Raw genomic sequence first — 12,908 nt, 5'->3', positions numbered from 1 at the left:
TCGGGCTACGAAAGGTCGCGACGTTTTCCCTGTTGAGTTTCGAGTGATTCGGCGAATCCAAAATGATGAAATCATTAGCACGACTTGTTTTTGTACCAATCATTCTGATCCTTGTGTTTGAAGTCTCAAGCGTTGCTGCCCAGGAGCAAGTGCCGGACGGATCTGTATTTCAGTTTTCGATCGTCGATGAATTGGATCAACCGATCGCGGGTGTATCGGTCAAGACCACCGCATTGGTTCTAGACAATAACATTGCAGTGGGCTGGGAGTCGAAGCCGCAACGCACTGATTCGGGAGGGCTCGTTATGCTGAAGTACATTGACAAGATGTCTTTCGGTGATGACGAATCAAAGACAAAGCGGATTGTCGTGGAATTTCAGAAACCGGGTTTGTCGACCGAAACACGGGGAATCAATATCATCGAGCAAAAGGCCAAAATCGTACTCAAGGAGGAGTCGCGGATTGAGCTCAGTGCGATTGACGATGACAGGCAAGCGGTCAAAGAAATGGGAGTTTTGTCAAGCAAGAGATGCACACTGCGATGGATCGATGGTGATGGCGAATCGCTGTTGTTGGCCGGCCTGGTACCTGGTCGCCAGCAAGCTCTCTTTGTCAAACCGGTCAACGGCGGAAAGCACCTTTTCAGCATGCCGATGTCATTCAACGTCACGCCGGGCAAGAGTACAAAGATCCGCAACTTGCAACTGAGGCCCGGTGTCGAAGTTAACGGTGTGTTTTCAGAGAACATTCCGCGACCCATTGTTGATGGCCGCGTTGTGGTGTGTTGCAAGCCGAAGCCGATTCAGGGTTCAAGTGAAGGCGAGGAGTTGCGCTGGTTTGAGACGGCAAACGTAAATCAACAAGGCGAGTTTTCGTTTCCTTCCCTACCGAGCACCGGAGAAATGCAGGTAATCGCATTTTGCCGAGGAGGCGTGATCAAAAGCGAAAATGTTTTCAGGGGACGCGTCACTGGAACGATCGTTGACTTGGCTCAAGTCGCGTCGGAACACACCAGTGACAGCAAGTTGCAGATTCAGATGGAGCCAACCAGAGAGGTCACTTTGCAATTCGTCGACACGGACGGGGGGCCACTTGCTGGCGTCGACGTTCGGCTCTCGCAAAATCAATACTGGATCGACTTGATGACTCAAACGTTAGGAGCGACCAATTCTTCGGTCGGTTCGCTATGCACCAATTTTATTGCCGAACCGAAAGATACGCAGGCCAAGAATGTGATCGGCTATCGTTTGCGATCAAAGGCAAACGCGAAAGGCGAAGCAACGTTTCAGAATGTGCCTCCGTATGGCACGCTGTTCCTCCGATTGAGCGATCCCGGTCGATCGTTGTCGACAACGATTTCCGTGAAGGGCGTCGATGAGACCGGGCGTTTAAAAGTCGTCGTGGGCGTCGGTGAGTAAGTCGCGAGCGTAGGCTTGGTGCCCACGGCTAACGAAGCCAATTTGACCAGCGGATAAACCGAAAAAGTTTGCTGAGCATTTTCGCACGTTCGATGCGGCGATCGGCTTGTTGGTGGACACCATAGCTTTTGGCCACCAAGTCCGTGTTGTTGAATCCGCAGTCCATGCAATAGCCGCTGTCCGCGGGCAATGGTTGACGACAACGAGCACACAGATCCGCTGGTTGGTTGGCCATAGGGCGTTTTCCTTTGCATTTTGTGAAAGATCGGTTCGGAACTCTCTCTCTAGTCACAATTCGCCGAGCGTCAGGGCGCAAAAAATTCTGAAAAGCTCTCCGGACTGCCAAGGGGGAATTAGGACGCGGCATTCCGGCATCCACTATCCTGTGACCTCTGCAATCTGCTCCCGCCTTCTAAAGGACCAACCATGAAAAACGTACTCCGCGCCATTTCGCTTCTATCGATGTTGATTGCGGGCACCGCCCTGGCTGAAAAGAATGTCGAACTGAAACCGCTTCTCGGCGATGCCGGATCGCCGGTCGCATCGGAAACGTTTGATTCGCCCTTGTCGAAAACTTTCAAAGCCGCGAAAGGCGAATGGAATGTGGTTGATGGAGTTTTGCTGGGCAAAGAACTTGCATCGGACAAACACGCGGCGGTTCTGAACTACGGCAAACCCAATCGCAATTCGGTAGTTCGTTTTTCCTTCAAATTGGATGACGATACCAAGGGGTTTAATTTCAGTCTGAATCACAAACGAGGGCATTTGTTTCGTGTCGTGGTGGCTCCTACGAAAATGACGATCAATTTGGACAAGGACAAGAAAGATCCCACCTCCAAAGCCAAGGTGATGGCAACTGCGAAGGCCAAGTTCGCTCCTGGCCAATGGCACACGATGCAGATTGAGATGATGGGGGACAAAGTCGTCGCGCAGACTGACAACGGTGCCGTGGCAAAAGCCAATCATGAAACACTGGACACGGACAAACCGAATTATCGCTTTGTGATGCGTGGAAACTCGCTGTCGTTGGACGACCTGACTATCAGCGAAATCAAGTAGTTGGCCGTTGGTCAGGTACGCTGACACGTGCCTGAGGGCCAATCAACACGGTTGATTGGCCGCGATGTTTTTCTAAAGCCGTAGGTTGCTGGTCATGAAATTGTTTGCTGTTGTTGGTTTTGCGTTGGTCTTCAGCGCGATGTCAGTTCAGGCGGATCGTCCCAACATCATTTTGTTGATGGGGGACGATCATGGCTGGGACGAAACCGGCTACAACGGTCACCCTCATTTGCAAACGCCGATTCTGGATCAGATGGCGGCCACCGGTTTGCGTTTGGATCGATTCTATTCGGCTCATCCAACGTGTTCGCCGACACGGGGCAGCGTGATGACGGGTCGGCATCCCAATCGGTACGGCACGTTTACGCCTGGTTTTTCGATTCGGCCGCAAGAAATCACCGTCGCACATTTGATGCACGACGCTGGGTATCGCTGCGGACATTTTGGCAAGTGGCATCTGGGGCCAGTGAAAAAAACATCGCCCACCAATCCCGGTGCGATGGGATTTGACGAATGGCTCTCGCATGACAATTTCTTTGAGCTCGATCCTGTCTTGTCCCGCAATGGCGGTCCGCCGAAGAAATTTCCTGGTGAAAGCTCCGAAGTGATCATTGCCGAAACGATTCAGTTTCTGGATCAGACCCGCAAGCAAGACACGCCATTCTTTGCCGTGGTTTGGTTTGGTTCGCCGCATGAACCTTACAGTGGACTGGAAAAGGATTTATCGCTCTACGACGATATCCCGGCTAAGTACGCCGGCAAGAGCGTCAAACTCACTTCCAACGAAACCGGTCGGCCGACAAAGCGGCCCCTCGGTGACGTGCTTCGCGAACGGTACGCGGAAATTACCGCGATGGATCGTTCGATTGGAACGCTGCGGGATTGGCTGAGCGATCATCAGCTTCGTGACGACACATTGCTGTGGTACTGCGGCGACAACGGGACATCCAGTGACGGCATCGTGACTTCGCCGTTTCGCGGTAGGAAAGGAAACGTCTACGGCGGCGGAATCCGAGTGCCGGGTGTGATCGAATGGCCCAATCGAATCAAGACTCCGGCAATCAGTCAGTGCAACGCAGTGACAAGCGATATCTTGCCGACACTTTGCCAAGTCACCCAATCGCCGCTTCCCGATCGTCCGCTAGACGGAGTCAGCTTGGTGCCGGTGATGGTTGGATCGATGAGTCGGCGTAAAAATCCGATTGGTTTTTGGAATTTCGCACACAAAGGCGATGCGAAGAACGAACCCGTGTTTGACCCAGTGCTCCAGCAAGGAACGACGCCGTTGGTGAAGATGATGGGGGACCTCCACACTCGCAATTTTCGCAACTACCATCACCCTGAAATCAAAGAATCGGATTTCAACGGCGAACTAGCTTGGCTCGGTGATCAGTACAAACTGATTGCGAATCTGAAGAGCAACGGCAAAGCCAAGTACGAACTGTTTGACGTCCGCGCTGATCCCAGCGAATCGGACGACTTGGTGAAGAAGCTGCCCGCAGTCGCAGATGAAATGAAGCTCCAATTACACGCCTGGCAGCAGTCGGTTTTGGAAAGCTTGACGGCTGCGGACTACAAGTGACCCGATGATCGCAAGAATGGCAATCGGCAGACCAGCAATCACGCGAACTGGCGGTTGCGAACGAGTTGCGTTTGCCGCTTGGTCGCCGCGGTAGTTGGCTATTGGTTATCGCAGTGACGACATTCCGCCATCCACTCCGATGACTTGCCCTGTGATCCAGCTGGATTTTTGGCTGAGTAAGAAGGCTGCGGCGTCGGCGATGTCGTCGACCGTTCCGGTGCGCTTGAGTGCGTACTTGTCGGCCATTGCGGCGACTTTCTCTTCGCTGGAAAAGAACCGACTGGCCAGCGGTGTATCCGTCAGGGCGGGGGCGATGCAGTTCACCCGAATCTTAGGTGCCAGTTCGGCCGCCAGTGACCGCGAGAGTCCTTCGATCGCTCCCTTTGATGCGGCGATGGAGGCGTGCGACATCATTCCCTGCGTCACCGCGACGGTGCTAAACGTCACGATGCTGGCATGGCCAGACACTTTGAGAGCAGGCAACGCGGCCTGGATGACTTTGACGCAGCCGACGACGTTGATTTCAAAATCGCTGCGAAACGTTTCCGGTTTCGTTGCACGAAACGATTTCAAGTTCAGTGTTCCGGGGCAATACGCAATGCCAGCGATCTGATCGGGCAGCATCGCCGCGGTGATTTCGTCGGTTTCGACGTCGACTGAGTGATGTGTCACGTCCGAATGCGAATCCAGTGCGTCACCCTTGGCACGACTTAGCACGGTCACATGGTTGCCCGAATCCAGCAGTCGCTGAACAATGCCCAGCCCGATACCTTTGCTGCCCCCGACGACGACATAATTCAGATCATTCACGGTAGTTTGCCTTGTTGGTTGACGTGGGAACGGGGAGCGTTGAGCTGTGGGGACTATTGTTCCCCATTTCATTGTTCTCCTTATCATTGTTTGCTGGTGTCAATCTTACGGCTGTCAATGATCGACAAACCCAGGCATTGGCGTCATCCCGGCTTGGGTCTGTGGTTAGAATGACGAAGGTAGCACTGGAGCCTGTTTTTCTTCGTCGCTTTAGATTTGATTGTTTTTATGTGGAACGTCTTACGGCAATTTTTCCTCGCAGTGTTTGTTGCCGCATTTTCGTGTTTCAATTTCGCGTCTTTGGCAGCAGCCGAGAGTGAATTTGACACCGTCGTTGCGCCGCTATTGAAGCTGCATTGTGGCAAGTGTCATGCAGCGGATGGCGAAGGCGACGTCGATCTGTTGGCGTTGCGAAAGGAGCATCTGGCGAGCCAGTCGGAGTTGATCAGTTCGGTGGTCGATGCTCTGGACTTTCGCGAAATGCCGCCTGAAGACGAACCGGCCATGGACGATCAAGTACGCGAAGATTTGATCAAACGGCTCAAGTCAATTTTGCGACAATCGCACGGCGGGCAAGCGGTCTATCCACACACGCCGATCCGAAGGATGAATCGTTTTCAATACAATAATGCCGTGATGGATCTGTTTGATCTTCATTGCATCGTGTTCACGCTGCCCGAGCGGATGATGCGGGAGCACAATGGGTATTTCAGGCCGTCCACTGGCCAGATGGCGGACGTCGTCAGTGTCGGCAATCGGCCGCTTGGCAAGTCGCAATTAATCGAGCCTCGTTTGGCAGGCGTTGCAGCATTTCCGCAGGACTTGCGTGCTGAGCATGGATTTGACAATCGCGGCGATCACTTGTCGCTTTCGCCGTTGTTGATGGAATCGTTTTTGAAACTTGGGCAATCGATTACGCAGAGTCCGGACTTTACGGTGCGACGAGTCGGGGTTTGGAAAACGTTCTTTGCGCCGCCGCCAGCCAGAACGAATCTTGCCGTCGCAGCTCGTGATCGGCTTCGGCCCTTTCTCACTCGAGCGTTTCGTCAGCCTATCGACGACAAAACATTAGTAAGGTATGCCGCGTTTGTTGACCGCCAATTGCACGCGGGCGTGACGTTCACCGATGCGATGAAAATGGCTGCCGCCGCGACAATCGCATCGCCACGGTTTTTGTATTTGTTTGATCAGGGGCAATCGCCTGCTGTGGATGGCTTGGGCAGTAAGCAGCCGACGGTGCGGATCAAAGATCGCGAACTCGCATCGCGATTGTCATTCTTTTTGTGGGGGAGTTTGCCCGACGATGAACTGATGGAGTTGGCCGCTGCCGATCAACTTCACAAGCCGGACGTTCTTGACGCTCAGCTGGATCGCATGCTGACGGACCGAAAACTGAAGCGTTTTTGCGATAGTTTTCCGTCGCAATGGTTGCAGCTGGAGCGGCTGATTTCGTCGGTCCCGGATCCGAAAACGTACCCCGAATTCTATTTTTCCAAGTACCGTGACAGCATGCACATGATGCTGGAACCTTTGCTGTTGTTCGAGACGATTCTGATTGAGAATCTTCCGGTCACACAGTTGATCGATTCGGATTTTTCCTACCGTTCGGCCCGGCTGGAGAATGCCTACGGGGACCTCTCCAGTGCGTCGCCGTCTGGAAAGCGAAAACCCGGTGGTCAGGTGATGGCGCTCAAATTCAATCGAGTTGATTTGAAGGATCGACGTACCGGAGGCGTGATCACCAACGCAGCCGTCATGACAATGACATCGGGCCCCGAACGCACGCAGCCGATTACACGCGGCGCTTGGTTGGCGACCGTTGTCTTTAACAATCCACCCGAGCCGCCCCCCGCGGACGTGCCAGCGTTGGACGAAAAGCCGGCCGAAGGTGAAGATCACTTGACGCTGCGTGAACGATTGGCGTTGCACCGCGAGCGGGCTGACTGCAAGGGATGCCACGAGCAAATTGATCCACTCGGGTTTGCGTTGGAAAACTATGATGCGATCGGAAAATGGCGAGACAAGTATGACAACGACCGCAAGGTAGACATGCAGGGCACCTTGCTACGCAAGCATGACTTTGCCGATGTCGCAGAGTTCAAAGACGCGATTCTGGTGGAGAGAGACCGTTTCACGCGGGGACTGGCGGGGCACCTGTTGTCGTTTGCGCTGGCACGGGAGCTGGGCGCAGCGGATCAGAGTGCACTGGACAAAATCGCTGACGCAACTGCTGCGGATGACTACCGAATTCAAACACTGATCAAACAGGTCGTTTTGAGCGAACCGTTTCAAAGCAAAACAATTGAAGTCGAGCAATGAGTGTAAAAACGACGACGAGACGAAACTTTCTACGTGGATTTGGTGGCGCTGCACTGGCACTTCCGTGGATGGAAAGCACCGCTACGGCGGCCACTGGAAATGAGGCGGCAATGCGAATGGCGCATTTCTACGTGCCGATCGGGGTCGTACGGCGAGGTTTCTTTCCGGGGGAGGCTGAAGACGTTATTCCCAAGGGAAATCTTGGTAACGTGATGAAGTCGCTGGGAAAACAAAACCCGTTTTACAGTGCAAAGCCGCTCGAAGATCTAACGCCGACGATGAAGCCGCTGGACGGGTTGAAGTCCAAGGTGAATTTGATCACGGGAATGGATCGCACGTTTCAACAGGGAACTGATGTGCACGCGCAGTGTGCCTCGTGTTACCTAAGCAGTGCGGTGCCGTACACGATCCAGGGAACGGCTTGGCCACTGGATCGGACGCTGGATCATTTGGTTGCGGATCAAATCGGAAACAATACTCCGTATGCGACATTGGAATTCAGTTGCAACAGCCACCGCGACAATAAAGAGTCGATCTACTTTGACAATATCTCTTGGTATGGCACCGGGCACTTGGCTCCGTCGATTCGCGATCCTCGCAAAATGTATCATCGGTTGTTTTCGACGCAGGAAACCGACCGGTACCGGGACATTACCGATTTGGTTTTGGAAGACGCCGCGGCAATGCGCCGTGATCTGGGCTACCGCGATCGGCAGAAATTCGCTGAGTACTTTGATTCGATTCGGGCCATCGAAAAGCAAATGGATCGGTTGGAAAGCATGCGGTCCGAACTGGCCAAGGTCACGTTTGATGAACCACCCGAAGCGTATCTGCCTCGCGGCGAATACATTCGTCTGATGGGTGATCTGATGGTGGTCGCTTTGCAAACGGGGCTGACCAATGTGACGACGTTTATGGTGGGGCCCGAGCGATGGGACACGCCGTACAAGTTTGAAGGACTGTTTGACAAACCTCGCAGTCACCATCAAATGTCACACAACCAGACCAAGATGATCGACGATTTGCTGAGGGTCGATCATTTCCACATGCAGCAGTACGTTTACTTGCTGGAAAAGATGGACGCGATCGAAGAAGCCGATGGCACGACGATGTTGGATAACACGTTGTTCACGTACGGGTCAGGTCTGGGAGATGGATCGACGCACCAGTACAACGACTTGCCGATCATTGTCGCTGGCGGTGGTCAGCGTGTTCGGTCAGGGCAGCACATCAATATGCCCGAAGGAACGCCGTTAGCGAATCTGTGGCTGACCCAAGCGAAGATGGTGGGCCTGGAGTTGGACCGTTTTGCTGACAGCACTGGCACGATTGACCAGATTTTAGCGCAGCGATTTTGATCGCGAGTTTTCCGGACGACAGTGTCGCAGATAGGCACGCTTAGTATTCGCATTAGGACGAACAAGTCGCTCGCTCCCAATCAGGCTACGGCACAACCGTGGTCTGTGCACTTGTTCTCGCGATGTTGCGTGTCAGACGACTTGCCCCTTCGACGACTAATTCGAAGTTTTGCGGCTGATTGCTGCTGAGCACCAATTCGTAATCAATGATCTCGCCAGGTCGCATTGTCCGGATGTCGGCGAGTTCGACGATGCCCGCAAGATTGCGATATTCGCCCAATTCGGGACTGCGACGCTGGACGACGCGCTCCATTTTCACACCCGGCGGTAGTTCGAATCGCAGTGCGACTTGGCTATCAATGGCATCGGTATCGTTTTCGACGCGAAGCGTGTATCGGATCGGTTGATTGACGGCGACTGGATTGTCGCGTGTTGCCAGCGAAAGTCGTAGTTGGTTGGATCGCTGCGTATTAGTGGATGGTCCAGTGGGGCCGGCAGGCAAGTTTCCGCTGGTTCCGGGGCCAGGGATCGGCGCGGGGCCATCCGGGATCGACGGCGAAGCTGTGACGGGCGGCAAGTCAGGAGCACGAAGGTCATCTCCGGATGTTCCACCTTGACCGGGGCCAAAGCGAGGAGTCAAACCGGGAACGATCTGGAAGTTGATTGAGTCTTCGGTTGCTGCCCCTTCAGCTGTTCGCGTCGTCATGATGACTTGCGATCGTGCGTTGGTGTCCAAGGCGCGAACTTTCATTTCCAGCAGTCGGCTATCACCGGGTTCCAAGCGTGGCAGATTCCAGGCAACCAAGTATTGGCCAAGCCGGCTACGGTCCAAGCCTTCGTTGGTGGCCCCCAGCAATTGCAGTTGGGGATCATGAGTCATGGTCACACGCACGTTGGTCAGCGGGACTTGTCCCGTATTGGTGACACGTCCGCGAATAAACGTAGGCGTCTCGCTGACTTCGATGGCCGGGCGACGATCCAGTTTGGCGGTCAGGGCTGGCGTGGCCGGGACCGGGTTGATCACGGTCACGCAGCGTTCGGATTGAGCGCGTTGTCCACCGCTCCCGGTCGCGATCACGTTGACACAGCGGCGTCCGGAATCGGTGGGCACAAATACCACGGCGACGGGCCAAGTTTGGCCGGGTTGAAGTGGTCCGTCCAGTTTCGGTTTGCGGACGGCGGCTTTACCTAATTCTTCGTGGACCAATTCCCCGTCGCCGCGTGCTTCGAGTTCAAGGTCATTGATCGGACGATCGCCGGTGTTTTTGATGTTTACGTTGAACGTCACTTTTTCACCCGTTTCGTAGCGTTCTTTGTCGGGTTGGATTTCCAGAATCAACGAAGGGCGGTAGACATCGATCTGCACTTGATCTTCGGCTACCAGACCATCACCGCGGGCTTCAAAGGACAGCACGATGGGAGCCTGGGCCGTCAAATCAACGACCAAGTCCAATTGTTGCTGTGGCGGAAGCGTGCCGATGTTCCAGGTAATCGCTGAAGGAACGTTTTGTGCAAAACCGTCTTCGCTGCGGGCTATCACGCCTTCGGGGATTCGCATGGTCACGGTGACGTTTTCGACCGCCTGGTTTCCCGGGTTGGCGACGTTGGCAAACACTTTGACGGGTTGGTTGAACGATGCGATCTCGGGAGCACCTGCCTTGATGGTCAATTGCGGCGCGTTCCAAGTCACAAACGTTTGGCCGCGGCTGAGCGTCAAGTCGGGAATGTTGTCCGATACGCCGCCGGGACGAATGATTTCGATGCCGACAGCCGCGGTACCACTTTGGCCGGGAGTGGGAATCAAAGTCGCCACTGCGTTGCCGGCTTCGGTCACTTCTGCTTCGACGACCGAGGATCCGTTAGTACCATCAAACGTTGCCAAGCCGGGTTCCATGATCGTGTAGCGAACTTTCCAGCCGCGCGCCGGCAAGGCGCCTTCGGACCGGGTGACTCGTGTGCTGAGCTGAACCGGAGTGCCGGCAGCTGCGATCTGCGAACTCGGGTACACCCAGCGAGCATCGATCCAGTAGATCGTGGCCGTTGCTTTGCGGTTGTCCCAGCAATCACTTTCGGGGGCCAGAACCGTGACCCGGCTGGTGCCTTCGCTGGGGCTGCTCAATGTGATCCAGGTCTGACCTTTTTCCAACTGCACGTCGTCACGCGGGTCCAAGTTACCGCGAGTGATCAGCGTTCGCTTGGTGCTGGTGACTCCGTGTGCGTACGACGGATCGTGCTTGATCGCTTTTTTCATTCGCGCCAGTCGGTGCAGCAGTCCGGGATCGTCATCGCCGACTTGCAAAAACGTGCCGACACTATCGGGGGTCAGCATCCATTCCAGTGGCTCGCCGACTTGCAAGTAGCCATCGTCCCCGCACAAACCCGAGAGCAACACGACTTCGCCGCCAACGGGGGCGACGATACGCTGCGGCGTCAACAAGATGCAGCCTCGTTTTCCACGATCGGGCAACGTCAACAGATCGCGCATGTTGCATTCGCGGCCTAGCAAGACAGCTGGCGGTCCGTTCTTGCAGTCTTCGGTACACGGGACGCTAGGAACACACGGTTCGTTTGAATTATCGATGACGGCGGGCGCGGCGACCAGCGGCGTTGTCGGCGTCAAGCATTCCGGTGGTGCGGCTGGATCAGAGAACGCCGGTGTTGGCCACTGAAATCCCGAGCCGATGGTGCCTGGGCCGTGGATGCCGTTTTTGATTCGGCTTAGTAGTCCGCCTTCGCCCCCTGATCCTGGCAGCGCGATGCCAGTGGTGGTTGGCAATGGCGAAAAAATTCGTTGACCTGTCGGGTCGATCGCTGGCAATCGCAGTCGTGTGCAGCCGCTGCTGACGGTCAAAAACAACGCTGCCACCATGCACCACCAAGACACTCGGCGCAGCGGTTGGGCTGCGTTTTTTGCGAGTGAATCGTTTGTGCGGCTGACAGTTTGGATCATCGTTCCGTCGTGATGCTAAGTCGCGCTCGCTGAGAATGTCGCAGCGCAAAAATTTCGGGTGAACACAGAGTTTGCCCGAGGAACCCTAGCACGCAGTTGAGGAAGATGATGCCAAATGGCAACTTGTTTTGATGCACAAATCCAACGCACCTACGGTGTTCGTGCCGTCTGTGTCGATTGCACCGGCACGGGCGTGTTTGATCCGGCAAACACAGCAGAGAAAGCGACCGCGTCGGGAGAGAGACGCATTGGTGCCAGCGGCGCAGATCAGTCGGCAGCGTGGTGACCGAGTTTCACGGCGTCGGTCAAAACCACAGATCTCAGCGTGACGGCTTTGTGCGAGCACGCTGGACGCACTTATTCGTGTTCCAGCCGATGGCCGCATCGATAACAGTACACCGCGTCGACGCGTTGAGAGCCGGCTTCGCAGCGGTGGCAAGGCGCTTCGTGTTCGCTGGCTCCGCGTGAGGTCAGTTCGGCCGTGACAAAACCGCTGGGGACGATGATCAAACTGTAGCCCAGCAAGATCAGGATGGTCGAAAGCAGCTTTCCCGTTCCCGTTTGCGGAGTGATGTCACCGTAACCCACCGTGGTCATCGTGACTGTGGCCCAGTACATCGATTGCGGGATCGACGTGAATCGACTTTCCGGTCGCTCGGGTTGATCGTCGGGTTTCAAGCCTCCGAACCGGACGTCATGGACGATATTGGGAAGCACGTTTTCGATGTAGTACATCAGTGTTCCGCTGATCGTAATCGCGACCATGATGACGGCCAAGAACACAACGATCTTGTTTCTGGCTTTCCAAATCGCGTCGGACAATTCGTCCGCGTCATTCATCATCCGCCAAAGCTTCAGTACCCGAAAGACTCGCAGCAGTCGAACTGACCGCAGCATCGCAAACGAGTGCATTTTTCCACTGCCGACAAATACCGTGGCAAACGTTGGCAAAATGCTAAGCAGGTCGATGATGCCCCAAAAACTGAATGCATATCGCATCGGGCTGCGGACACACGCCAGCCGGAGGATGTATTCGACCGTAAACAGAAACGTCAGAAAGAGCTCGATGCCCCAAAAGTACGCTTCGTAGGGGGTGTCGTAACCAAATTCTGGAACGGTCTCGATCGCGACGATTGCGACGCTTAGCAAGATCGCCACCAGCAGACCAATGTCGAACCACCAACCCGCTGGCGTGTCGGCTTCGAAGATGATGTCGTACAGAGTCGCGCGTCGGGAAGGCCCGTCGGGACGCTGGGTCCGTCGTCGTCGTTCGGATGCCGGTGGGTTGCTCGAGTTCATGGCGTCGGATGGTAAACGATTTTGCCAGCTGTGTGTGCCCAGCTGTCTGGGCAGAGGCGCACGGAAGCACATTCTCTCGGTCGATCGCGGCGAACAGACAGCCGGCACAGCGG

General features: G+C 55.0%; 10 protein-coding genes. 6 read left to right on the top strand and 4 right to left on the bottom strand.

Going from position 1 to position 12,908, the window contains the following annotated elements:
* Positions 1-62 precede the first annotated feature (62 nt).
* On the top strand, positions 63-1,418 hold the full coding sequence (locus tag K239x_RS17105; RefSeq protein WP_145419441.1) for a hypothetical protein: 1,356 nt from the start codon (positions 63-65) through the stop codon (positions 1,416-1,418).
* A gap of 28 nt (positions 1,419-1,446) precedes the next feature.
* Here the strand turns inward: K239x_RS17105 and K239x_RS17100 are convergent, their stop codons facing one another.
* Positions 1,447-1,653 carry a hypothetical protein gene (locus K239x_RS17100; protein WP_145419440.1) on the bottom strand — a complete coding sequence of 69 codons (207 nt, stop codon included), beginning with the start codon at positions 1,651-1,653 and terminating at the stop codon, positions 1,447-1,449.
* Between the two features lie 191 nt (positions 1,654-1,844).
* Here K239x_RS17100 and K239x_RS17095 point away from each other — a divergent pair, with 191 nt between their 5' ends.
* Positions 1,845-2,477 (top strand): 3-keto-alpha-glucoside-1,2-lyase-like domain-containing protein, encoded by a 633-nt coding sequence (locus tag K239x_RS17095; RefSeq protein ID WP_145419439.1) that lies wholly within the window; start codon positions 1,845-1,847, stop codon positions 2,475-2,477.
* A gap of 94 nt (positions 2,478-2,571) precedes the next feature.
* Complete coding sequence (locus tag K239x_RS17090; protein ID WP_145419438.1) at positions 2,572-4,059, top strand: sulfatase family protein; 1,488 nt, start codon at positions 2,572-2,574, stop codon at positions 4,057-4,059.
* 105 nt (positions 4,060-4,164) lie between these two features.
* On the opposite strand, the gene K239x_RS17085 is transcribed toward K239x_RS17090, so the two are convergent.
* Positions 4,165-4,869, bottom strand: a complete 705-nt coding sequence (locus K239x_RS17085) for an SDR family NAD(P)-dependent oxidoreductase (protein ID WP_419189079.1) — start codon at positions 4,867-4,869, stop codon at positions 4,165-4,167.
* A gap of 228 nt (positions 4,870-5,097) precedes the next feature.
* On the opposite strand from K239x_RS17085, the gene K239x_RS17080 reads away from it, so the two are divergent.
* Complete coding sequence (locus K239x_RS17080) at positions 5,098-7,188, top strand: DUF1592 domain-containing protein (RefSeq protein ID WP_145419437.1); 2,091 nt, start codon at positions 5,098-5,100, stop codon at positions 7,186-7,188.
* Positions 7,185-8,546: a DUF1552 domain-containing protein gene (locus K239x_RS17075; RefSeq protein ID WP_145419436.1), complete on the top strand. Its 1,362-nt coding sequence runs from the start codon at positions 7,185-7,187 to the stop codon at positions 8,544-8,546. The genes K239x_RS17080 and K239x_RS17075 overlap by 4 nt, the downstream gene beginning before the upstream one ends.
* A gap of 85 nt (positions 8,547-8,631) precedes the next feature.
* Here the strand turns inward: K239x_RS17075 and K239x_RS17070 are convergent, their stop codons facing one another.
* Positions 8,632-11,496: a COG1361 family protein gene (locus tag K239x_RS17070; RefSeq protein WP_145419435.1), complete on the bottom strand. Its 2,865-nt coding sequence runs from the start codon at positions 11,494-11,496 to the stop codon at positions 8,632-8,634.
* A 115-nt stretch (positions 11,497-11,611) separates the two neighbouring features.
* Here K239x_RS17070 and K239x_RS28775 point away from each other — a divergent pair, with 115 nt between their 5' ends.
* Positions 11,612-11,782, top strand: a complete 171-nt coding sequence (locus K239x_RS28775) for a hypothetical protein (RefSeq protein ID WP_419189078.1) — start codon at positions 11,612-11,614, stop codon at positions 11,780-11,782.
* Positions 11,783-11,853: 71 nt separating this feature from the next.
* Here K239x_RS28775 and K239x_RS17065 read toward each other — a convergent pair whose 3' ends face one another.
* Positions 11,854-12,795: an ion transporter gene (locus K239x_RS17065; protein ID WP_145419434.1), complete on the bottom strand. Its 942-nt coding sequence runs from the start codon at positions 12,793-12,795 to the stop codon at positions 11,854-11,856.
* Positions 12,796-12,908: the final 113 nt, after the last annotated feature.

Origin of the sequence: Stieleria marina (assembly GCA_007741555.1) — a bacterium.
In the GTDB taxonomy this organism is placed as follows: Bacteria; Planctomycetota; Planctomycetia; order Pirellulales; family Pirellulaceae; genus K23-9.
The sequence above is the reverse complement of the archived record's forward strand: the minus strand, read 5'-3'. Positions and strand labels throughout refer to the sequence as shown.